The sequence below is a fragment of the Pedobacter jejuensis genome, from assembly GCF_003725795.1.
GTDB lineage: Bacteria > Bacteroidota > Bacteroidia > Sphingobacteriales > Sphingobacteriaceae > Pedobacter > Pedobacter jejuensis.
This window is the reverse complement of record NZ_RBEE01000045.1, coordinates 194,764-218,419: the sequence shown is the minus strand read 5'-3', so window position 1 is coordinate 218,419 and position 23,656 is coordinate 194,764. Positions and strand designations below refer to the sequence as shown.

24 protein-coding genes are annotated in these 23,656 nt (G+C 34.8%); 9 read left to right on the top strand and 15 right to left on the bottom strand.

The window, feature by feature from the left end:
* Position 1 precedes the first annotated feature (1 nt).
* The 5 genes from D7004_RS20215 to D7004_RS20195 form a co-directional block, all read right to left on the bottom strand.
* Positions 2 to 241, bottom strand: a complete 240-nt coding sequence (locus tag D7004_RS20215; RefSeq protein WP_123207637.1) for a hypothetical protein — start codon at positions 239 to 241, stop codon at positions 2 to 4.
* 10 nt (positions 242 to 251) lie between these two features.
* Complete coding sequence (locus tag D7004_RS20210) at positions 252 to 689, bottom strand: hypothetical protein (RefSeq protein ID WP_123207636.1); 438 nt, start codon at positions 687 to 689, stop codon at positions 252 to 254.
* A gap of 89 nt (positions 690 to 778) precedes the next feature.
* Positions 779 to 1,387: a superoxide dismutase gene (locus tag D7004_RS20205; protein WP_123207635.1), complete on the bottom strand. Its 609-nt coding sequence runs from the start codon at positions 1,385 to 1,387 to the stop codon at positions 779 to 781.
* A gap of 143 nt (positions 1,388 to 1,530) precedes the next feature.
* Complete coding sequence (locus D7004_RS20200; RefSeq protein WP_123207634.1) at positions 1,531 to 2,007, bottom strand: nucleoside deaminase; 477 nt, start codon at positions 2,005 to 2,007, stop codon at positions 1,531 to 1,533.
* Positions 2,008 to 2,021: 14 nt separating this feature from the next.
* On the bottom strand, positions 2,022 to 2,357 hold the full coding sequence (locus D7004_RS20195; protein WP_123207633.1) for a tRNA-binding protein: 336 nt from the start codon (positions 2,355 to 2,357) through the stop codon (positions 2,022 to 2,024).
* Positions 2,358 to 2,623: 266 nt separating this feature from the next.
* Here D7004_RS20195 and D7004_RS20190 point away from each other — a divergent pair, with 266 nt between their 5' ends.
* The gene (locus D7004_RS20190) at positions 2,624 to 4,312 is read left to right on the top strand and encodes a sodium/sugar symporter (RefSeq protein ID WP_123207632.1); all 1,689 of its coding nucleotides are present in this window, start codon (positions 2,624 to 2,626) and stop codon (positions 4,310 to 4,312) included.
* A 64-nt stretch (positions 4,313 to 4,376) separates the two neighbouring features.
* On the opposite strand, the gene D7004_RS20185 is transcribed toward D7004_RS20190, so the two are convergent.
* From D7004_RS20185 to D7004_RS20155, 7 genes are all read right to left on the bottom strand, one after another.
* A complete protein-coding gene (locus D7004_RS20185; RefSeq protein WP_123207631.1) occupies positions 4,377 to 4,757 on the bottom strand; it encodes a hypothetical protein in 381 nt (126 codons plus the stop codon).
* 5 nt (positions 4,758 to 4,762) lie between these two features.
* Positions 4,763 to 5,989 (bottom strand): ABC transporter permease, encoded by a 1,227-nt coding sequence (locus D7004_RS20180; RefSeq protein ID WP_167459544.1) that lies wholly within the window; start codon positions 5,987 to 5,989, stop codon positions 4,763 to 4,765.
* A 110-nt stretch (positions 5,990 to 6,099) separates the two neighbouring features.
* Positions 6,100 to 6,738: an MBL fold metallo-hydrolase gene (locus tag D7004_RS20175; RefSeq protein WP_123207630.1), complete on the bottom strand. Its 639-nt coding sequence runs from the start codon at positions 6,736 to 6,738 to the stop codon at positions 6,100 to 6,102.
* 22 nt (positions 6,739 to 6,760) lie between these two features.
* Positions 6,761 to 7,348: a gliding motility lipoprotein GldD gene (gene gldD, locus D7004_RS20170; RefSeq protein WP_123207629.1), complete on the bottom strand. Its 588-nt coding sequence runs from the start codon at positions 7,346 to 7,348 to the stop codon at positions 6,761 to 6,763.
* A gap of 41 nt (positions 7,349 to 7,389) precedes the next feature.
* A complete protein-coding gene (locus tag D7004_RS20165; RefSeq protein ID WP_123207628.1) occupies positions 7,390 to 8,139 on the bottom strand; it encodes a shikimate dehydrogenase family protein in 750 nt (249 codons plus the stop codon).
* A 101-nt stretch (positions 8,140 to 8,240) separates the two neighbouring features.
* Positions 8,241 to 9,008, bottom strand: a complete 768-nt coding sequence (locus D7004_RS20160) for a phosphosulfolactate synthase (RefSeq protein ID WP_123207627.1) — start codon at positions 9,006 to 9,008, stop codon at positions 8,241 to 8,243.
* A 60-nt stretch (positions 9,009 to 9,068) separates the two neighbouring features.
* Entirely contained in the window at positions 9,069 to 10,472 is a 1,404-nt protein-coding gene (locus D7004_RS20155; RefSeq protein ID WP_123207626.1) for a tetratricopeptide repeat protein, read from the bottom strand.
* Positions 10,473 to 10,723: 251 nt separating this feature from the next.
* Here D7004_RS20155 and D7004_RS20150 point away from each other — a divergent pair, with 251 nt between their 5' ends.
* Entirely contained in the window at positions 10,724 to 11,182 is a 459-nt protein-coding gene (locus tag D7004_RS20150) for a nuclear transport factor 2 family protein (protein WP_123207625.1), read from the top strand.
* Positions 11,183 to 11,224: 42 nt separating this feature from the next.
* A complete protein-coding gene (gene amaB, locus D7004_RS20145) occupies positions 11,225 to 12,766 on the top strand; it encodes an L-piperidine-6-carboxylate dehydrogenase (protein WP_123207624.1) in 1,542 nt (513 codons plus the stop codon).
* Between the two features lie 140 nt (positions 12,767 to 12,906).
* Here the strand turns inward: amaB and D7004_RS20140 are convergent, their stop codons facing one another.
* The gene (locus D7004_RS20140; protein ID WP_123207623.1) at positions 12,907 to 13,545 is read right to left on the bottom strand and encodes a GIN domain-containing protein; all 639 of its coding nucleotides are present in this window, start codon (positions 13,543 to 13,545) and stop codon (positions 12,907 to 12,909) included.
* A 295-nt stretch (positions 13,546 to 13,840) separates the two neighbouring features.
* On the opposite strand from D7004_RS20140, the gene D7004_RS20135 reads away from it, so the two are divergent.
* Together D7004_RS20135 and D7004_RS20130 are read left to right on the top strand one after the other, a co-directional pair.
* On the top strand, positions 13,841 to 16,636 hold the full coding sequence (locus D7004_RS20135; RefSeq protein WP_123207622.1) for an outer membrane beta-barrel family protein: 2,796 nt from the start codon (positions 13,841 to 13,843) through the stop codon (positions 16,634 to 16,636).
* Between the two features lie 6 nt (positions 16,637 to 16,642).
* Positions 16,643 to 17,425 carry a GLPGLI family protein gene (locus tag D7004_RS20130; RefSeq protein WP_123207621.1) on the top strand — a complete coding sequence of 261 codons (783 nt, stop codon included), beginning with the start codon at positions 16,643 to 16,645 and terminating at the stop codon, positions 17,423 to 17,425.
* Between the two features lie 104 nt (positions 17,426 to 17,529).
* On the opposite strand, the gene fcl is transcribed toward D7004_RS20130, so the two are convergent.
* Positions 17,530 to 18,456 (bottom strand): GDP-L-fucose synthase, encoded by a 927-nt coding sequence (fcl, locus tag D7004_RS20125; protein WP_123207691.1) that lies wholly within the window; start codon positions 18,454 to 18,456, stop codon positions 17,530 to 17,532.
* 117 nt (positions 18,457 to 18,573) lie between these two features.
* Between fcl and trmB the strand changes: the two genes are divergently transcribed.
* Genes trmB through D7004_RS20110 form a run of 3 tightly spaced genes read left to right on the top strand, consistent with a single transcriptional unit; the run spans position 18,574 to position 19,951 of the window.
* The gene (trmB, locus tag D7004_RS20120) at positions 18,574 to 19,224 is read left to right on the top strand and encodes a tRNA (guanosine(46)-N7)-methyltransferase TrmB (protein WP_123207620.1); all 651 of its coding nucleotides are present in this window, start codon (positions 18,574 to 18,576) and stop codon (positions 19,222 to 19,224) included.
* Positions 19,224 to 19,556, top strand: a complete 333-nt coding sequence (locus D7004_RS20115; protein ID WP_123207619.1) for an MGMT family protein — start codon at positions 19,224 to 19,226, stop codon at positions 19,554 to 19,556. The genes trmB and D7004_RS20115 overlap by 1 nt, the downstream gene beginning before the upstream one ends.
* A gap of 50 nt (positions 19,557 to 19,606) precedes the next feature.
* The gene (locus D7004_RS20110) at positions 19,607 to 19,951 is read left to right on the top strand and encodes a carboxymuconolactone decarboxylase family protein (RefSeq protein ID WP_123207618.1); all 345 of its coding nucleotides are present in this window, start codon (positions 19,607 to 19,609) and stop codon (positions 19,949 to 19,951) included.
* 62 nt (positions 19,952 to 20,013) lie between these two features.
* Here the strand turns inward: D7004_RS20110 and D7004_RS20105 are convergent, their stop codons facing one another.
* Positions 20,014 to 20,694 (bottom strand): hypothetical protein, encoded by a 681-nt coding sequence (locus tag D7004_RS20105; protein ID WP_123207617.1) that lies wholly within the window; start codon positions 20,692 to 20,694, stop codon positions 20,014 to 20,016.
* A gap of 148 nt (positions 20,695 to 20,842) precedes the next feature.
* On the opposite strand from D7004_RS20105, the gene polA reads away from it, so the two are divergent.
* The gene (gene polA / locus D7004_RS20100; protein ID WP_123207616.1) at positions 20,843 to 23,656 is read left to right on the top strand and encodes a DNA polymerase I; all 2,814 of its coding nucleotides are present in this window, start codon (positions 20,843 to 20,845) and stop codon (positions 23,654 to 23,656) included.

The window sequence follows — 23,656 nt, the reverse complement described above, 5'->3', positions numbered from 1 at the left end:
GTCAAGAAGTAATTTCAGTTCCATTACATTTTTCTACATGATCAGCTAATTTGTAACTCTCTGTTTGGGGATTCTTATCCTCCAAAAAAATTAAGATAATTACAGAAATTATAGGAATAAGGAAAGATATAAAAAACCTGAACCAGAAATTTCGCCCAGTTCTTTTGGCAAGAAAACCAGCTAAAAGTTGTGGTGATAACAACAGGCTAATTATAATTGAACCAAGTAATATTTCAGGCATTTTACGTGTCTTAATTTACTTTTTCAGGTTTAAATAACAATCCATTAATATCACCTTCAACTTCTTCTTCGCCTTTTTTCTTCTTTTTATTTGATTTACCGCTCAAGCGTTCTTCAATAATTTTATCGTATTTGGTTTGTTGATCGCCTTTTAAAACGTTACGAATTCCTTTAGAAGTTTCGTTTTGTAGTTTATAAAATTTATCAACGTCTTCTTCTTTAGATGTTCCGGCTTGCTGTCTTTTAATTAAATCTGATTGTTCCTTAGCCTGATTAAAAGTTAAGCTATAAATGATGCTTTTTTGAGTATCATTCAACTTTAGTTTTTTATCTAAATCTTCAACATTTTTTTTAGCAATTTCTGATGATGTTGGCACCTTATTTTGCTGTGCAAATGTTAAAGATGTAACGCCGAAAGCAAGAAAGAATAAAAATATAACCTTTTTCATGTGTAAATTTTATATGCGAAGGTATAGATTAATAAGAAAGCCTGCAAATTTGTGTTTGCAGGCTTTCTTACTAAATTGTGTTTTTATAATTATAGTGCTTTTTTATAAAGCTCTGCAACAGCATCCCAGTTAACTGCATTCCAAATTGCAGCTAAATAATCTGGGCGTTTGTTTTGGTATTTTAAGTAGTATGCATGTTCCCAAACATCAATACCAAAAATTGGTGTTCCTTTTACTTCAGCAATATCCATTAAAGGATTATCTTGATTTGGAGTAGATGAAACCTGTAATTTTCTATCAGCACCAACAGATAACCAAGCCCAACCAGAACCAAAACGAGTTGCTCCAGCTTCTTGTAATTTAGTTTTTAATTCAGCAAATGAACCAAAAGTTTCATTAATAGCTTTTGCTAAATCGCCAGTTGGTTCGCCACCTTTATTCGGACCTAAAACATTCCAGAATAAAGAGTGATTATAATGTCCACCACCATTATTTCTAACAGCAGCAGGGTATTTCGAAATATTTTTAACAATATCCTCGATGCTAGAATTCGCTTCAGGCTTACCTTCTAATGCTTTATTTAAGTTGGTAACATAAGCCTGGTGATGTTTGTCATGGTGGATTTCCATGGTCATTTTATCAATATGCGGTTCTAATGCATCGGTTGCGTAGTGTAACGCAGGTAATTCAAAAGCCATAATATTATATGTTTAAAGTTTAAAATATGTTTCTTGTAGCAAATATAACATTCGAAGGTTAAGTTTTGTTCACGTTATTATCATCAAATGATTTTTTAGTGATCATCTCTCTTCAGTAATTTTCCTGAAATTTTGTTTCCTAATTAAAAAGATTGTCGTTTTTTTAGGAAAAAGTTTTTTATCAATTGAGCACATTCTTCAGCTAAAACATCACCTTTTAATACAGTTTTGGGATGAAGTAGTTTAGCACCTTTAGATAAAAATCCTCTCTTTTCTTCTCTCGCACCATAAACTATTCTGCTTATCTGTGTCCAATAACTTGCACCAGCACACATTACGCAAGGTTCTATGGTAACATATAATGTGCAATCAGTTAAATATTTGCCGCCAATCGTTTGGCTTGCAGATGTAAAGGCCTGCATCTCTGCGTGTGCTGTAACATCATTAAAACGTTCCGTTAAGTTGTATCCCCTACCTATAATCCTGTTTTTTGAAACCACTATTGCACCAATAGGAATTTCATCTTCTGCGAAAGCTTTTTCGGCTTCTGCTAAAGCCAATTTCATATAATGAATATCTTCGGCCTCGGGGTTGTTATTCTCGAAATTATAAAAACTCATGGTTCAAATATAGCTCATATCATTTTACTACCGTTCGGTACTTTTTGATTTACCGTAGTCAGAACAATATTGCCGTTTTCGTCAGCGAAACCAGTTACCAAAAACTCTGACATAAATTTTCCTATTTGCTTTTTCGGAAAGTTAACTACACCAACAATCTGAGTTCCTAAAAGATTATCTGCGGCATACAGTTTGGTGATTTGAGCACTACTGGTTTTAATACCAAATTCACCAAAATCAACCTTTAATTTACATGCTGGCTTTCTGGCTTCCGGGAAGTCATTAACTTCTATAATTGTTCCTACGCGTAGTTCTACTTTTTCAAAATCGCTCCAGGTTATTTCTTCCATAGGTAATTAAATTTAGTTGTTAAGCAATAGGAGATTGAATATGTGTTGCTTTGTTCTTCATATTGAAAACCATTCTGTGCTAAACAATTTCTGAACAAAATTAATTATTCTGACAGGATATATAATGAGGTTTAAAAATAGAAAATGACTCTGCGCTTTTATAGCTAAATCGATTTTATTTAACATATTTTTTTGTTAAAAATCTCTATTTATTTTGTACGATTCATTACATTTAGCCTTCCGAACCAAATAATCCTTAATAATTAATGAAAAATAACTTACTGGATACAAAAGATTACATCGTCTTTTTAATCTATTTTGTAATTGTTGCCGCTTACGGCTTGTACATCTACAACAAGAAAAAATCAGCTTCAACCGGGTCTAAAGATTATTTTTTAGCCGAAGGTTCCTTAACCTGGTGGGCAATTGGCGCATCTTTAATTGCTTCTAATATCTCTGCCGAGCAGTTCATTGGTATGAGTGGCTCAGGTTTTAAAATGGGTTTAGCCATTGCCACTTACGAATGGATGGCTGCCGCAACATTAATTGTAGTTGCCGTATTTTTTATTCCGGTTTACCTGAAAAATAAAATTTCTACTATGCCACAATTCCTGCATCAAAGGTACAATGGCACTGTAGCAATGATAATGGCGGTGTTTTGGTTGCTTTTGTATATTGTGGTAAACCTTACTTCCATTCTATATTTAGGCGCATTGGCAGTAAGTAGCATTTCTGGTTTTAGCCTCGATTTGTGTATGTATGCCATTGCTGGCTTCGCCATAATTATTACCCTTGGCGGGATGAAAGTTATTGGTTATACAGATGTAATTCAAGTGTTTTTCTTAATCCTCGGTGGATTAGCTACCACATATTTAGCTCTGAATTTGGTTTCAGACCATTACGGAACAAAGGGAATTTTTGAAGGATACAGCTTGATGACATCAAAAGCATCAGAACATTTCCACATGATTTTAAAGCCTGAAAATGAAAACTACCTTGATTTGCCGGGCTTAAGTGTTCTTATTGGAGGTATGTGGATTGTGAACTTAAACTATTGGGGCTGCAATCAATACATTACGCAGAGAGCATTAGGTGCAGATTTAAAAACGGCCAGAAGTGGTATTTTATTCGCTGCCTTTTTAAAACTGTTGATGCCGATTATTGTGGTGCTTCCAGGAATTGCAGCGTATGTTTTATATAAGGATGGTGCATTTCAATCCGAGATGATGCAAGGTGGTTCTGTAAATCCAGATAGAGCATATCCTGTTCTGCTTAATTTATTACCTGCCGGATTAAAAGGTTTATCTTTTGCTGCATTAACAGCGGCAGTAGTTGCATCGCTTGCAGGTAAGGCAAATAGTATTGCAACCATTTTTACGTTAGATATTTACAAGAAAGTTCTAAATATTGATGCAACTGAAAAAAACTTGGTTTTAACAGGTAAAGTTGCCATCGTTGTGGCTATGGTTTTAGGTGTGTTAATTGCCCCACATTTAGGCATCGATAAAAAAGGAGGTTTCCAATACATTCAGGAATATACAGGTTTTGTTTCTCCAGGTATTTTTGCAATGTTTATTTTAGGTTTTTTCTGGAAAAAGACGACATCAAACGCAGCTTTGTTCGCTACAATTGGTGGTTTCGCACTTTCACTTTATTTAAAATTCCTTCCAAAATGGAGCGATTTATCTTGGTTATCAAGTACAGGTTTTTCTAAATTGGTAAAGCAGGAAAATGGAAGTATGCTGTATGAAATTCCATTTTTAGATAGAATGGGCTTCGTATTTATCTTTTGTATAATAGGAATGTTTATTATTAGTATGATAGAAGGCAGAAAAGGTATAAATGCTAAAGGACTTGAAATTGATGCGAAAATGTTTAAAACCTCAACAGGTTTTGCAGTAGGTGCATTACTGATTCTTGGATTACTAGTTGCACTTTACAGCATCTATTGGTAAAAAATTATTCGTCATTGCTGAGATATTAATTATCTACGGCAATGACGATTATTACAATAGAATATTATTGAGCGCAAGGCCCATCCGGAATTTCTTTACTAATCTTAATTACTTTGGTAACTACTAAAGTAGAATCAAAATCTGCAGCTACAGTAGCGGTATCAGATTTTGAAAAATAACCCTCAAGTTCTACGTACACGGGTTCATAAGGTTTTTCGAAATTTAAATTACTGTACGATAATTCTAAGTTTTTTACACTATCTGCCACCCAATATTCTCTGCCGTCTTCGCAAAGCGTAAACGATTTCATTTCTGGCCCGAAGCTGTACAAACCCTTTACAGTTTTAATGTTACTGGCCGCTTCCGTTTTCTCCTCTCTATTACAAGCGGTTATGGCAACGCCAAATAGCATAACGAATGCGCCTGCTTGTTTAAATAGTTTCATGTAATTTATAATGACTGATTAATTTGTTCTATGTTCTTTACGCTCAAATTAGATGACAAAGCAGATGCCAAAAATGAGAAAATGCCAACAGTAAAAAAAACTAAAATAAAATCTTTCCATTTCAAACCTATCGGATAAGAACTTATCAATGTATCTTCTCCCATTTTAATAATGCCAAAGTTGTGCTGAATGAAGTAAAATATTATTCCGATTATCAATCCCAGTACACAGCCAGACATGGTAATCATCATTCCTTCTAACAGGAAAATTCTTTTTATCAATGATTTACTAGCGCCTAAACTGCTTAATATTGCAATGTCCTTAACTTTATCTATTACCAACATGGTTAATGAGCCAATAATATTAAAAATAGCGATAATTAATATAAAGGTTAGGATGATATAGACTGCCCATTTTTCTGTATTCAGAATGTGATAAAGCGAACGATTTTGCTGAGCTCGGTTTCTAACTTCAAACGCCGAACCAGCTTTTTCTGCAACTTCTTCCTGAAATTTTTCTACATCAACACCTGGTTGCAAATATATTTCTATCGATGAAACATTCTCTTCTTCACCTAAAAGTGTTCTCGCAAAATCAAGCGGAACGATAATGCCGTTATCAAACTCTTGCTGCACCTCAAATACACCGCTAACCCTGATGCTCTTGTTTACAAAATCATCAGCAGGGTTAAGCGTGTTTGCTGCAATATCTTTTTTTGGAGAGTAGATTTCCAACTCTGTAAAAGGATCTACTGTATTAACATTTAAATAACTTTGCAAAGCAGAACCAATTACCGAAGTATATCCACTTTTATTATTTAAAACAAACCTTCCTTCTTTAATGGTACTATCTAACTTTGTATTTTTCAGGTAATCGTAACTTACACCTTTAACCATTCCTACAGCCTGTTTATCATTGTATTTTAACAATGCATTTTCTTGCAGTACCTCAGTAAAAGAATAAACATCTTTGCTATCTTTTAATTGGTTGAAGTATTTGGTATCAGGATTAAAAGTTTTTCCCTTCGCCGGAATGATGGAAATTTCTGGTGTTACGGTATTAAACATGTTCAAAATGGTTACTTCTAAACCGTTAAATACTGATAAAATAATTATCAAAGCGGCACTACCAACCATTACCCCAACCATAGATATGCCTGAAATTAAATTGATTGCATTTGTTGATTTTTTGGCAAACAAATACCTTTTGGCAATATAAAATGGAGTATTCACAGGCTAAATATAGGGAAAATGTAAGATTGAAAAATGTATGATAGATAATGTAAAACGTAAAATGGAATATGTTAAGCTGTATGTTCCATTACACCGTCATCCACTTAACATCAAAAAAATGGATTATGTTCTTTTTCAAAACCGATTGTTGTTGATGGACCATGACCAGGATAAACTTTACAATCGGCAGGTAAAGGAAAAATATTTGTTTTTATACTGTTAATCAATTGATCGTGATTACCGCCGGGTAAATCCGTGCGACCAATGCTTCCATAAAACAGAACATCGCCACCAATTAAAAAGTTATCGGCTTTGCTGTAAAAGCACAAATGAGCAGGCGAATGCCCAGGGGCAAATATTAAATCTAAGCTGCTATTACCAAAAGTTACCGTTCCTGTTTCATCTAAAAACGTATCAGGTTCTGGAGAAAGTTCATAGTTCCCAAATCCCATTTGCGGCGCATACCCTGGTACAGCTTGTAAAATTTGTAGCTCACCTTTATGAAACTGTGGTTTTAAACCCCAGGTATCAAAAACAAATTTATTACCGAAAACATGGTCTAAATGGCAGTGGGTATTTAAAAGTAGTTCGGGTTTTAGTTCGTTCTCTTTAACAAAAGCTGCCAGTTCGTTTTGCTCTGAACCATCGTACATGCCTGGGTCGATAATTACGCATGCTTTAGTTTCATCGTATAAAACGTAGGTATTTTCGCTGTAAGCGTTAAACGTAAATATTTTTATGCTAATCATGTTGCTATTTTAATTCGAAAAATTAATTTTTCCATCTAAAGGTCGATATCATTTTATCAATATCTGTTTTTATAAATTTAACCACAGGCTCAATTGAATCGTATTGTGGTCGTTCATTAAAATACAAAGCACCTCTAAAATAATGTTTTGTGCTGTCGGTTAAAAAAAACTGAACAGACGATGCAGTGTTACCCTCAATTGCGTAGTAAATCCCATAAACTTTTCTATCTGGATAATTGATTAGTTTCTGATCAATCGCACTTGCTTTTATGGTGTGCTTAAAGGCGAGCTTATGGGCATCTTCAACCATTTCATCGTATTCAGCCTTATTCGAAACATCGTAATACGTTAAATGTAGAAAGCCATTAAATTGTGTAAAATGGAGGTTGTACCAATCTTTTTCTGTCTTTTTGCCCTTATCAATTTCCATCTTAGCGTAAACCGGATATTGAAAACTAAATGCTGAAGATGATTTAAACTCCTGGTATTTTTTTTCGGGATAAATAATTCTGAAATAGGCCTTTGGCTTTGGACTATAATCATTGTTCTGGCAAGCCGCTAAAAATAGAAGAAGCATTGAGGGGAGAAAAATAAAGTATTTCAATTTCATATCTTCTTCTAGTACAATATAGAACAATGCAATAACGTCATTTACAATATATTATTCCAAATGCACCAGGCTTTTTCTGCTTGTTGATGAAGCATTTCTAACCCATTTTTTGTTTTAGCACCTTGTTCGGCGGCTTTCAATAAAAAAGCTGTTTCTAAAGGATTATACACCAAATCGTAAGCCAGGTGGTCTTTCCCTAATATATTGTAATTTATTTCAGGGAAGGTATCTATGTTCGGAGACATGCCCAATGGCGTTGTGTTTATTAATAGTTTATGCGATTGCAATATTTCATCGGTAACTTGGGTATATAAAATTGTTCCTTCCGTAGCTTTGCGCACCACAACCTGAAACTGGATGTTTAATTTTTCTAGAACATACTTTACCGCTTTCGCCGCCCCACCATCGCCAAAAATTAAAGCTTTTTTATGCTGAGGTTCTAACAGAGGTTTTAACGAGGTTTCAAAACCAAATGCATCGGTATTAAATCCTTTTAAATAGGTTTCTCCTTCAAAACTTCTTATCGCAATACAATTTACGGCGCCAATTTTTTCTGCTGCTTCCTCAATATCATTCAAAAATGGCATAACTGCAACCTTATGAGGAATGGTTACGTTTAAGCCATAGAGGGAGGGGTTTTTAACCAATAAATCTGGTAATGATTTTATACTTTCGATAGGAAAAAGCTCGTATTGGTGATCTTTTATACCTTCGTTGATAAACTTTTCGGTAAAATATTTTTTGGAGAATGAATGCGAAAGCGGAAACCCTATTAAGCCGTAAGTTTTCATAATTATATTTACATTAATACGAGGCAAAAAGCAACCTTATAAACAAGCAAAAATAGTGCTGTTAGATTGCTTTATGCCTCGCAATAACGATTTTGAATATTTTATTTACCTAAATTAAGGAAGTGATCGAAAGTATCACCTCTTAATCCTAAACGAATGGTTTCTAATGGAATAACTTCTGCAGGCGCAATGTTTCCTAAATTTACATTGGTACCAATTAGTTTAATAAACCAAACCTGTTGTTCTTTTTGTGGTGCTTCCCAAATAATACTTTCTTCTGGAATTTGAGTTAGAATTTCGTCAACCAAACCTTCTCTAACTTCACCGCTGCCACGATATATACCTACATTTCCGCCTTCACGGGCTTCGGCAATTACTTTCCAGGCACCAGCTTCCATTTCAGCTTTCATAAGTTTAATCCATTTGTATGGAGCAAAAATTTTGGCAGCATCTTTACTTCCTACCTCAGAGATTACAGTAACCTGTTTGGCTAGTTCGCTGATGTAACCACACTTTATATCATGTTCAATTTCAATCGATCCATCAGATACTTCAGCGTATTCCATTCCGTATTGATCCAGAACGCGTTGGTAATCCTCAAACTGATTACGGATGATAAATGCTTCGAAAAGCGTTCCGCCGAAATAAGTTGGAATGCCTGCACTTTTATATAATGCTAATTTTTCTTTAAGGTTTGGTGTAACATGTGATGTAGCCCAACCTAATTTTACGATGTCTGTGTATACGCCGGCAACTTCAATAAAATCTTCTACCTGGCGAAGGCTTAATCCCTTATCCATAACCATTGTGTAGCCTTTTTGGCGTGGTTTAGCAGGACGTTCGGGAACGTTTAATAATGGGTAATTCATATACGTACAAAAGTGAAAAAAATTTTGAGAATTATTTGTTAAATTTTTCTCACAGGGCTTTTACCTGATATATCTATTTATAACGTTGATAATGGCGCTGTTATCCTGTAACTGAGGTAAATATTCAAATAAAATGTAATGTTTATCGGGGTCAGTTGTTAAAGCGGTTTCCAAATAACCCAACGCATCGGCATAACTTCCTAAGGCAAACAGATAAGCAACCATTCTATAATATAGTTCTGCGGCTTCAGGATTATTTTTAATCGCTTCAGCCATTGTTTCTGATGCCTCTAAAAGTTTTCCTTGTTCGTACAAAACGGTACTGAAATCCAACCAGGCTTCTATATCTAAAGGATTATATTCTAAAACTTTTTCATAAGCAGCAATAGATTCTTCAATTTGATTTAATTTATAATGAGCATCGGCCATTGCAAACCAGAAATCAGGGTTTTCTCCTTCTAAATCTATCGCTTTTTTGTAGAAATGTAACGATTCAAAATAACGCTCTTCATGATTCAAGGTTACGCCAATTCCAAACCAGGCATCGGCCATTTTTGAATCCATTTTTACCGATTTTTTGTAGTAAGAACGGGCTTCATCCATTTTCTCCAATTTCTCGTAACATTCGCCAATTGCGCAATAGGTATCTGCATTGGGTTGTTCGTATTCGAAGGTATGTTTGTAAACTTCTATAGCCTCGTCATATTTATCTAACTGCACCAAGGCGTTACCTTTATTAAAATATGCAGAACTAAAATCTTCTTTAATTAGAATGGCATAATCGTAAGCATCAATTGCTTTTTCAAAAAGATTAAGTTTATGAAAACTATTGCCCAAATTGTACCAGGCCGCATAAGAATATGGATCTGTATCAATATACTGCTGATAAAATTTTATGCTTTCTTCCTGTTTATCTAAAACATCATAACAAAAAGCCAGTTCGTATAAGCCATCCTGATTTTCCATGTTTTGCTCCAAACTTAGTTTTATGTAAGTAATGGCACTTTCGTAATCAGACATGCTTTGGTATACGTAGGCAATTTGTAGTAAAATCTCATCTGTACTTTCTGCCAATTCCAAAGCCTTTTCATAATTCTCTAAAGCTTCACTGTAGCGCTCGGTATTTTGATAAATATTACCTCGAAGTAAGTAAATATCAGGTTCAGAAGGCTCCAAAAGTTCGGCCTTTTGCAACGCAATAAATGCTTGCTCGTTATGGTTTGTAAGGATAAATAAGTGGGCTTGTTTGATTAGAAACACGGTAGCGTAAGGATGTTGACTAACCGCATAATCTACAACCTGCAAAGCCTTAACAGGATCGTTTTTCTCGATGTAAAAATCCACAATGTATTCAAAAGCACCTGCATCAAAAAAGTATTGGTCCTTATTGCGGATCATTTCTTCGTAACGCTCGATAGAACGTTGTGCATCTTCATTGGATTCAAAAAAAAATTCTTCTTCCATATCTTTATACTATTAAAAAGAACCGTGCCATTTAGCAGAAAAACACATTATAAGTTTACAATATTTACCGATGCACTTTAAAAATAATTATTAACAATGCTTGTTAATATCGGCGTAAACCGTTGAGATAAACTATTTTAGTTGTATCGAAATGTGTGAGTAATCAATAAATAATTCTGTAGCAGCAGTTCCTTTTCTCTTCTTTTACAAAAATAACATAAATTTATTTTATCAAAGGTAATTCAGAAGTCATGAAAAGAGTATTCGTTTTAGCGCTTGTATGTGCATTTTTTAGTCAGAAACTGATGGCACAAAATTCAGTAGAAGATTCGGTTAAAGCCGTGGTAAACAATTTATTTGCTGGGATGACAAAGGGCGATAGTTCATTGGCATCATCGGCATTTGCAGAGAACAGTATTATGCAAACCATTGTTAATAAAAATGGGATAAGTACTGTACAAACCTCACCAGTATCTAACTTCATTAAATTTATCGGCACACCCCACACACAGAAATATGATGAAAGAATTGTATTTACAAAGGTTTTAATTGATGGTCCGTTAGCCAGCGTATGGACAGATTATAAATTTTATGTTGACGATAAATTCAGTCATTGTGGCGTGAATTCTTTTCAATTGGTTAAAGGAGAAAAGGGCTGGCAAATTGTTTATATTATTGATACCAGGAGAAAAGATGATTGTAAATCTTAGCTTTGAATTATTGACAATAAAGAAATTGTAACAAGACATAACATGAAAGCAGATATTCAATCTATATTAAATACCTTAGGAATTGAATTTGAAAACCATGCCTACAGTACGGGCAGTAATTGGGGCGGTTCATCAAATTCAGAAATTATAGTAAGTTCTTCACCTGTTGACGGTAAAGAAATTGCTTCAGTAAAAGTAGCGAATCAAGCTGATTACGATTTGATAATTAAAAAAGCACAAGAAGCTTTTCTTTTCTGGAGAACAGTTCCATCACCAAAAAGGGGCGATGTAGTTCGACAGCTTGGCGATGCTTTGCGTCAAAATAAGGAAGCTTTAGGTACGCTTGTTTCTTATGAAATGGGTAAAAGTTTGCAAGAAGGTTTTGGCGAGGTGCAGGAGATGATAGATATCTGCGATTTTGCGGTTGGTTTATCTCGTCAGCTGTATGGTTTAACCATGCATAGCGAACGTCCAAACCATCGTATGTACGAACAATGGCATCCTTTAGGTATTGTAGGTATTATTTCTGCATTTAACTTTCCTGTTGCAGTTTGGAGCTGGAATGCTGCATTAGCCTTGGTTTGTGGAAATGTTTGCATCTGGAAACCTTCAGAAAAAACGCCCTTAACCGGAATTGCCTGCCAGAAAATTATTGCAAAAGTATTGGCAGATAATGATATTCCTGAAGGTGTTTCAAACCTTATTATTGGCGATAAATTGATTGGTGAATTAATGACTAACGATGGTCGCGTACCTTTAATTTCTGCAACAGGTTCTACAAGAATGGGAAAAGCAGTTGCGGCTGCTGTGGGTGCTCGTTTAGGAAAAAGTTTATTAGAACTTGGCGGAAATAATGCAATTATTATCTCTGAACATGCAGATTTGGATATGAGTTTAATTGGTGCAGTTTTCGGTGCTGTTGGTACTGCAGGGCAACGTTGCACTTCTACCCGAAGGTTAATTATTCATGAAAAAGTTTATGATACTTTTAAAGAAAAATTGGTTAAAGCCTACGGACAATTAAGAATTGGAGATCCTTTAAATCAAAATAATCATGTTGGTCCGCTGATTGATAAAGATGCCGTTAAAGCTTATCTTGATTCAATTGAAAAATGCAAAGCAGAAGGTGGAAATTTTGTTGTTGATGGTGGGGTTTTAGAAGGCGAAAATTTCAGCAGCGGTTGCTATGTAAAACCATGCATTGCCGAAGTTAAGAATGATTATAAAATTGTACAACACGAAACCTTTGCACCAATTTTATATTTAATTAAATACAAAACTTTGGATGAAGCGATTACTTTGCAAAATGGTGTGCCGCAAGGTTTATCATCAGCAATTATGACCTTGAATTTGCGTGAAGCAGAATTTTTCCTATCTAATCAAGGTTCTGATTGTGGAATTGCGAACGTAAATATTGGAACATCGGGAGCAGAAATTGGTGGTGCTTTTGGCGGTGAAAAAGAAACCGGCGGCGGTAGAGAAAGTGGTTCTGATGCCTGGAGAGCATATATGAGGCGACAAACAAACACCATAAATTATTCTAACACCTTACCACTTGCGCAGGGCATAAAGTTTGATTTATAATTCAAATTTTCCATGTGAGTTTGGCGAAGACTTTTTACTAAAGATTTGGATACCTTCCACAACTGGGCACAAAAAAAACGGTGAAAGAATCGCTCTTTCACCGTTATCATTAACTAAAACTAAACTATTTATGTAGATTATTAGAAAAACTTTTCTAATAAGTCGGTTTTGATATCTGCATAGCGAGAAGTATTATTCGCATAAATTGCTTTTGTAGAAATACTGATGTTTGTACTTTCTGCAGCAAAATCATCCATTTTCAATTTAGCTTCTTGACCTAAAATAATGGTATGGTTTTCTGTGGTTCCTGCTAAATTTAAGCTTGTGCCATCGCTAATCAATGTAGATAGATTAACCGTGTTTGCATTTATATTAGCGCTCGATTTATCTTTTAATACTACATTAAGGTTTAATAAATTGAATAATCCGTAAGTTGTAACCGATGAAGTATTGGAAGCCTCAATAGATGATACATTATTTACATGAGCGATAACAGTTAAAGCATTTTTGCTAAAAGAACTGATACGAAGTTCAGAACCTTGTTGTTGTACTAAGGCATTGTTTTCATAATACTTATCATATACCTCTACAGTTTCTTTTCCATCCTGAACAAGGATTAATTTTACATTTCCGCTCACTGAAATTTTAGTGATGTTTTTAACTTGAGTTAAAGCGGTATAGCTAGCATTATTTTCGGTAGCATTTGCTATTGTTGTTGCACTGCTTAAAGTAGCTACTGTTAAAGCTGCAATAAATAAGTTTTTGATAGAATTTTTCATGACTTTAATATTTTATATGTTATAAATCTTTTTTAAATCCCTAATTATTAGGTGGTTTTAAATATAAGACGACAACAACTGCAAAACGTTTCAGCAGAATTACCTGTATTATACCACGACGGATAAATGATAGACGAACGCCTGTAATATCTATACGAAAAGAATCATATCGGCATTAAAAATCTCAACAATAATCGCTGAATTAAATTCTTATAACATTTTTGTTAATTAATGTTAATGTATGTATAAACTATAAAATTAGTTTTATATTCACGGCGTAAACCAAATCCTATCTATGAAAAAACTAATGCTCTCATTGTGCTTTTTATTTTTTTGTATCATCTCGGCAAAAGCACAAAACCAACACGCAATTAAAGGGCGTGTTATCGATACCACTACAACGACCATCTTGGGAGGAACCTCTATTGCCGTTTTAAACGCAAAGGATTCTACCATGGTAAAATTTACCCGGGCCGCTGAAAACGGAACTTTTGAAATTAATAACGTTCGAAACGGCAAGTATATATTACTGGTTTCTTATCCAAAATATGCAGATTTTGTAGATTTTTTCACGTTGGATTCTACCAAAAAAGATATCGAATACGGAAAGATAAGCCTGACAGGTAAAGCACAAATTTTAGCCGATGTTATTATTAAAGGTAATCGTGCTGCTATAAAAATTAAAGGTGATACCACTGAATTTGATCCACTAGCATACAATATTGAACCAAATTCTAAAGTCGAGGATTTGATTAAACAATTTCCAGGAATAGAAATTGATAAAGACGGTAAAATTACCGCTCAAGGGCAAAAAAATGTTAAGGTTTTGGTAGATGGTGAAGAATTTTTCGGTGACGACCCTACATTGGTAACAAAAAACATTCGTGCTGATATGGTTGATAAAGTACAACTATATGATAAAAAAAGCGACCAGGCTACATTTACAGGTATCGATGATGGTGAAAAGACCAAAACCCTGAATATCAAATTAAAGGAAGATGCTAAGAATGGCTTTTTTGGTAAAGCTGTTGGAGGCGTAGGTACAGATGGTTATTACCAGGGGCAGGTTTTATACAACAAGTTTACAGGTAAAAAGAAGTTTTCGGCCTACGGAATTTTAGGTAATAATGGTCAGGTTGGATTAAACTGGGAAGACAGTCAGAAATTAGGCGCATCTGGTGGCACCACAGTTAGTGATGATGGTGGAATTTATTTTACAGGAAGTGGTGATGAGTTTGAAGGATGGGGTGGTCAATACAACGGGCAGGGAATTCCGGTTGCCAGAACAGGCGGATTGCATTTTGATAACAAGTGGAACGAAGATAAAGAGGTGCTTAATACCAATTATAAAATTGGATCGCTTAGGGTTGTTGGTGATAGAAATACGATAAGCCAGAACAACCTTGCGACAGGGATTATCAACAACACTTCAAATCAAACTTACGATAACGATATATTCAGACAAAAGCTTGATGCGATGTATGAAATAAAGTTAGATACGACACTAACTTTAAAAGTAAATATTGATGGAACGTTAAAAAACAGTAACTCATTTAACGATTATTCTACTTTAAGCACCCGGGGCGATAATAGTTTACTAAACACAAGTGCCAGAACACTAACTAATGATGGGGATGATAAAATATTTAATGTAAATGCATTTCTTACTAAAAGATTAAAGAAAAAAGGGCGCACATTATCTCTTAATTTAAGTCAATCTGTTACGGATAGCAAGACAGAAGGTTATTTGAATTCTACAAATAGCTTCTATAATATCGCTGGTACATTAGATAGTGTAGCAAATGTAAATCAATATAAAGTTAATGACATTACGAACAATGTTTTTAAATCAAATATTGCTTATACCGAACCATTGTCGAAAACGCTTACAGTAGTATTAAATTATGGTTTAAATTTTATTACTGGTAGGTCTGACAGAAAATCATTTAATCAGTCTATCCCAGGTAGGTATGATATTCTTGATACACAATTTAGTAACGATTACCAATTGGATCAAACCGTAAACCAGGGTGGTGCTATATTTAATTATAAAAAAGGCAAAACAGTTGTTAATATAGGCTCTAAATTTAGTGGTGTAAGCTTTAAACAGGAAGACCTATATAATAATAAAACTTACGATAGGAACTTTGTTAATTATATGCCGCAGGCCATGTACCAATATAATTTTTCTCAACAAAAATCATTCAGATTAAATTATAATGGAACTACCAATCAACCATCTTTAGAGCAAATTCAACCTATCAGGGTAAATACAGATCCATTAAATATTACGCTTGGTAATCCTGATCTAAGACCTTCATTTAGAAGCAGTATTAATGCAAGCTATAATTCATACAAAGTAATAAGCAGCCAGTCTATATATATTAGTGGTTACTATAGTTTTACTTCAAATCCTATTGTGAGCAATGTTTTTACAGATGCTGCGGGTAAAAATACCTTTCAAGCGGTAAATATTTCGGATAAAATGCCCTCTAACTTTAGTGTATATTCCAGCTTTGGAAGAAAAATTAAGGGGATTGATGTTAGTACAGGTTTAGGCTTTAATATGAATGGTAATACCTCTTATAACTATATTAATAATGTGCTAAATCAAACTAAAAATATGACTTATAGCCCAACGATAAATTTCTCAAAATATAAAGATGGTAAATACAACTTTTACTTATATGCTGGCCCAAGCTATAACACAACTGAAGCATCTGTTCAACAAGCTTTTAATAGTAATGGTTGGGGAGCCCAAGGTTATTTTTCTGGTTCGATAAAATTGCCGGGAAAATTCGAAATCAATTCAGATGCAGAATATACTTACAGAGGAAAGACGCAGGCATTTAACGAATCTTTTTCTCAGTTTTTATGGAATGCAACGGTAGCGAAGAAATTTTTTAAGGCGCAAAATTTGAAGGCTTCCGTTACAGGATTTGACCTTTTGAACCAAAATCAAGGCTTTAATCGCTCTGCTTCAAATGGTAACATTACACAAAGTAGTTATACAACAATAAAAAGATATTTTATGTTCTCACTAAGCTGGGATTTTACAAAAATGGGCGGCGGCGTTAAATCTAAAAACTAATTAACCATGAAAACAGTATTAAAACTTACAATCATTTGCACGATTATTTTTGTAACTAATAATGGCTTTGCACAAAATGTACACTTCATAAAAAATGGTGTTATCGAGTTTGAAAAAAGATCAAATATGTATGCACTTATTAAGAAGAAAATAAATAAGGATAACGAAAGTTATATGCAACAGGCTTTTGAAGCATATAAAAAGAATAATCCTCAGTTTAAGGCCGCGAAAAGCACATTACGATTTAATAGCGATAAAGCCATGTATAAATTCGATGATGATTCTGCACCTGTTTCTAATAATTGGCTAAATAACAATCCCATTGCCGATTTAAAAAATGTTATTGCTACAGATTTTAAAACGGAAACAAGCGTAACCCAGAAACCTGTTTATGAAGCAACTTACCTGGTTAAAGATAGCGTTCGTAAAATTAACTGGAAAATTACAGATGAAACCCGTGATATTGCAGGTTATGAGTGTAGGAGAGCTAATGCTATTATTATGGATTCGGTTTATGTAGTGGCTTATTATTGTAACCAAATTGCAGTTTCTGGTGGACCAGAATCTTTTACCGGCTTACCAGGCATGATATTAGGATTAGCATTGCCACACGACAATATCACTTGGTTCGCAACGAAAGTTACAGAGATTGCCGTTCCTGAAAAAGAATTAATACCACCAACAAAAGGTAAACCAATAGACAATGCTGGACTTAAAAAGGTGTTAATATCTGTGTTTAAAGATGAGGGCGATTACGCTCAGCCATATTTAAAGGCTTTTTCACTTTAGTAAATAGATAGGTTTATCAAAGGATAAATTTAATCTCTTGTTTCAAAAATTTTGTGTCTTTTGTAGTAAAATTTACTCTACAAAAGACACATTATAAATAAACATTAATATCTGCTCAAGAAATCATTATACGCTAAAGCTATTCCTTCTTTTAGTTCGATTTGATGCTTCCATCCTAAATTATGCAGTTTAGTAACATCCATTAGTTTACGTGGTGTGCCATCAGGTTTGCTTGCATCAAAAACCAATTCACCTTCGAAACCTAAAACGTCTTTAATTAATAACGCCAAATCTTTAATGGTTAAATCGTGCCCAACGCCAATATTTATTAGGTTTGGTTCGTTGTAATTTTGCATTAAAAAATAACATGCATCAGCTAAATCATCAGCAAATAAAAATTCACGCATTGGAGAACCCGAGCCCCAAACCGTAACTTGTTTTTCGTTATTAATTTTAGCTTCATGTACCTTTCTAATTAACGCTGGTAAAACGTGCGAATTTTGTGGGTGATAATTATCATTGTAACCATACAAATTTGTAGGCATTACAGAGATAAAATTACAACCATACTGGTCGCGATAAGCATCGCACATTTTTATACCTGCAATTTTCGCAATTGCATAAGGTTCATTGGTTTCTTCTAAAGTACCTGTTAAAAGATAATCTTCCTTCAATGGCTGAGGCGCCAATTTCGGATAAATACAACTCGAACCTAAAAACATTAATTTTTTAACACCAGTTAAATAGGCATTATGAATTACATTGTTTTGAATGGCAAGGTTTTCGAAAAGAAAATCGGCACGATAAGTATTATTTGCAATTATGCCGCCAACTTTTGCTGCTGCTAAAAAAACATAATCGGGTTTTTCGGCAGAGAAAAAATCTGTTACAGCTTGCTGATTACGCAGATCTAATTCGGCTGAGGTTTTTGTTAAAAGATTAGTGTATCCTTCTTTTTGCAGCTTACGATAAATGGCTGAACCAACCATGCCGCGGTGACCCGCAACATATATTTTAGCACTTTTTTCCAATGATAATTTTTTTAAAATTTCACCAAAAATACAATGAATTACCAATAAAGCTTCAAATACGTTCAAGAAAAATAAATCGATAAACAATTAAATCTTATTTTTGCTGAAAAAAAACTTTTGGGTAAAGATAAACTTAGGCGTTTTGCAGAAATAGAAACCTTTGCAAACGTGTTTCAATTAGAAGAAGGAAAACCATTACAAGGCAAATGGGCTGTTGAACATTTTAAAAATGAAAATCCTGTTGTGTTGGAGTTGGCTTGCGGAAAAGGTGAATATTCTGTTAACCTTGCATCATTATTTCCTGAGAAAAACTTTATTGGCATTGATTATAAAGGCAATCGGATTTGGAGAGGAGCCAAAACTGCAATTGAAGAAGGGATAACAAATGTTGCATTTCTTAGGATTCAAATTGAAAACTTAATGGATTATTTTGCCGAAGCTGAGATTGATGAAATTTGGATAACCTTTCCCGATCCGCAACCACAAATTAGCAGAGAAAAGAAACGGTTAACATTTCCAGGCTTCCTGAATAAATATAAACATATTTTAAAGCCAGGAGGTAAAATTAACCTTAAAACAGATAACGATCAGCTTTATGCTTATACCTGCGAAAAGGTAGAAGAACTGGGATTGAAAGTTCATAAAAACACAGACAAATTGTATGCTTCAGAATTTGCTGATGAGGTTTTATCCATTAAAACATATTACGAGAAGAAGTATTTACTACACGATAAAAACATCAATTATATTCAATTTTCATTTCAATAGTGGATAAGAATTTTTACGAACAGGTTTATGAAATTGCCCGGCTCATTCCAAAAGGAAGGGTAAGCTCTTATGGTGCAATTGCCAAAAGTTTAGGGGCTGCCAAATCGTCCAGAATGGTTGGGCATGCAATGCGTTACGCAGGCATAGCACATCCACCGGTCCCGGCACATCGGGTTGTAAATAGTTCAGGTTTGTTAACAGGTAAGTTTCATTTTGAAACACCAGAAACAATGGAAATGCTTTTGGCCGCCGAAGGTGTTGAAGTTAAAAATGATAAGGTAGTAAATTTCAAGGTGGTGTTTTGGAATCCAATGGACGAAATAAATCTTTAAACAATCTTAACAATTCACTCATTCAAAAATCATTCATTTAATAATAAAATATGGGCAAGTTAGTAGAAGAATTTAATGGCTATCGTGAAAAAATGAACGATAGAATTATGGATACTGCAAATACGAATATTAAGCGTTTTTTTGCATTGGATACTACATCGTATGCAGACGGTGCTTTAAATGTGAAAACTAAAGAAATGCTTGGTTTGGTAGCTTCTATGGTTTTACGTTGCGATGATTGCATTAAATATCATTTAGGTAAATGCCATGACGCCGGCGTAAACAGCGATGAAATGAATGAAATTTTTATGATAGCCAACCTAGTAGGTGGAAGCATAGTAATACCTCATTATAGAAGAGCAGTTGAATACTGGGATGAATTAAATGAGGGATAGTAATTATTTATACAAAATTTAAAACTTCAAATCTCCTCTTTCATCTTAAAATCCTGTAATCTTTAATAATCCTGGTTATACTTTCTCACCATTTCCGTTACCTCTTTACTGTTTAATGCGGTATTGGCTTCAACCTCAGCTTTTAAATTGGGGTTGTCGCCTAGTTTTTGCAGTAAAATAGTTTTAACCTCTGCTTTTCTTGTGTCTTCTGTTATTGCCTTAATGGGTATTTCCTGAAGCGGTCCTGCGCCTGGCTTTTCTATAAAATATCTTACTAAAGGTGCACCAGCTGGTCGGTTATCATTATTTCTGCCGCCACCAATACTAACACCTCCTCCTAAACCCATTCCGCTACCATAGCCGCCGGTACCTGTTCCAATTCCAATCGAAGGACTAAACCTAACTCGCTTTTGTTTTTGCGCCGGCATTAACGCTTCGCCACCAAAAGCATAAAGGTTCACTTTACCCATTTCTAATACTTTTACAAAGCGATACTCTAAATTTTTACCTGTTGCAAAACCTTTACTTAAATACGTATTTCCATTCCAAAAGAAATTCTTGATGTCTTTAGCAGGCAGAATCACATCAGTTTCATCATTTGCTTTAATAAAAACAGAAAAATAATCTGTGCCTTTTATGGTTCCACGAATTACATCATCATTATTTTTAACGATAAAATCTTGAGCAGAAGCATGCTGAAAACTGAAGAAAAATAATGTGACTAAAAAAAATAAATTCCTCATGAGTAAATCAATATTTAGGATAACGCAATTTTAAGGCTTTTAGCACATCAATCCTAAAATACATGCGATTTAGTTTCCTTAGATTATTAACTTTGGATAAATTTCAGTGAAATCACTAATTGTGAAATCACTTAATCTGTGTTACCACATGAACAATAAAAAACTCTTTCTTTTGGATGGAATGGCGCTTATGTACAGGGCTCATTTTGCATTAAGTAAAAACCCTCGTTTTACGTCGACAGGAATTAATACATCAGCTGTGATGGGCTTTACAAATACGCTACTCGATGTAATTAAGAAGGAAAAACCTACGCATATTGCCGTTGTTTTTGACACAGATGCGCCAACTGAAAGGCATACATCATTCGAAGCATATAAAGCGCATCGACAGGCAATGCCCGAAGATTTAGCTGCGGCTATGCCTTATGTGATTAAATTAATTACTGGTTTTAACATTCCTGTAATTACTTCTGATGGTTATGAGGCTGATGATATTATTGGTACGCTAGCCAAAAAAGCAGAACAAAAGGGTTATCAGGTTTATTGTATGACGCCCGATAAGGATTTTGCCCAATTGGTTTCAGAAAATATCTTTATTTACAAGCCTGCCCGTATGGGTAACGATATGGAAATTTTGGGCGTTAAGGAAATTCTGGCCAAGTGGGAAATTGAAAACGTACTTCAGGTTATTGATATTTTAGGTTTATGGGGAGATGCGGTTGATAATATTCCGGGTATTCCTGGAATAGGTGAAAAAACTGCAAAACTTTTAATTAAGCAGTATGGCTCGATGGAAAATATCATTGCCCATTCGCACGAATTGAAAGGAAAACAACGAGAAAATGTCGAAAATTTTGCCGAACAGGGTTTAATCTCCAAAAAGCTTGCAACTATTTTGTTAGATGTTCCGGTAGAGTTGGATGAAGAAAGTTTAGAATTATGCGACCCAAGCAAAGATTTATTAGAACCGCTGTTTACCGAGTTAGAATTTAGAACTTTAGGTCGCCGGGTTTTTGGTGATGAATTTTCTGTTACCACAGCAAAATTTCAGGAAGGCACACAAACCGATATGTTTGGTAATCAGTTCGGTGAAACCGTCCAATATACCAACACCCTGGAAGAAGAAGAACCCGTTGAGAAACTTCCGGCTAAAACGATAGAAAATACAGAACACAATTATCAGCTGGTTGAAACAGCAGAACAACGAGCCGATTTAATTAAGTTATTACTCACGCAGGATAGAATCTCATTTGATACGGAAACAACTGGTACAGATGCTAATATGGCTGAACTGGTTGGCTTATCATTTTGTATTAAACCGGGCGAAGGTTATTATATTCCTGTTCCGCCAATTAGGGAAGAAGCCCAATTGATTGTTGATGAATTTAGGGTTGTGCTGGAAAATGAAAAGATTGAAAAAATAGGGCAGAACACCAAATACGATATTTTGGTATTTAAATGGTATGGCGTACAGGTAAGAGGAAAACTTTTTGATACCATGTTGGCGCACTATCTTATTGATCCTGATACCAGACATGGAATGGATGTGCTATCAGAAAACTATCTGGGCTATTCGCCAATTTCCATTACAAAGCTAATTGGTCCGAAGGGTAAAAACCAGGGAACAATGCGTGATGTTCCGGTTACTGATGTGGTTGATTATGCAGCAGAAGATGCCGATGTAACTTTGCAACTGGCACACATTTTCGAACCTAAATTAAAAGAATTAAATGCCGCTAAACTTGCCGAGGAAGTAGAAAACCCACTGGTTTATGTTTTGGCAGATATCGAAAAGGAAGGTGTACGAATAGATATGGAAACGCTAAAAGCGTATTCAAAGGAACTGGAGAAAGACATCATCAAATTTGAACAAAATGTTTACGATAAAGCTGGAATTAAATTTAATCTGGCATCTCCAAAACAGCTTGGTGAGGTTTTATTCGATAAATTACAGCTAGATCCAAAAGCTAAAAAAACTAAAACCGGGCAATACCAAACCGGTGAAGATGTTTTAACCGCACTGGCTGGGAAAAGTGATATCGTAAAAGATATTTTAGATTTCAGACAGTTGCAAAAACTAAAATCTACTTATGTTGATGCGTTACCATTAATGGTTAACCCCAAAACTGGTCGTGTTCATACTTCTTATAATCAAGCAGTTGCTGCCACTGGTAGATTAAGTTCTAATAATCCGAATCTTCAAAACATCCCTATTCGTACCGAAAGAGGTAGAGAAGTTCGGAAGGCTTTTATCGCCAGAGATGAAAACCACATCTTATTATCAGCCGATTATTCTCAAATTGAATTACGAATTATAGCAGAAATTAGTAAAGAAGAAAACATGCTCGATGCTTTTAGCAAAGGTATCGATATCCATACGGCAACCGCTGCCAAAGTTTATGGTATAAGTATAGAAGATGTTGATGGCACACAAAGAAGAAATGCGAAAGCCGTTAATTTCGGAATTATTTATGGTCAGTCGGCTTTTGGTTTATCACAAAACTTAGGTATTCCACGTAAAGAGGCAGCGGATATCATTGAGCAATATTTTACGCAATATCCAGGCATAAAAAGGTACATGAGCGATACCATGAATTTTGCTCGTGAAAACGGATTTGTGGAGACAATTATGGGCAGAAGGCGTTACCTCCGCGATATTAATTCGGCCAATCAAACGGTTCGTGGCTTTGCAGAACGAAATGCCATTAATGCACCAATTCAGGGTTCAGCAGCTGATATGATTAAAATTGCAATGATTAATATCCATAAGGAAATGAAAGCTCAAAATCTACAATCAACCATGACCATGCAAGTGCATGATGAGTTGGTTTTTGATGTGTTAAAATCCGAAAAAGAGGTGATGAAAGCTATCATTCAAGATAAAATGACTAATGCAATAAAATTAACTGTACCTATCGTTGTAGAAATTGGCGAGGGTGAAAATTGGTTAGCCGCACATTAA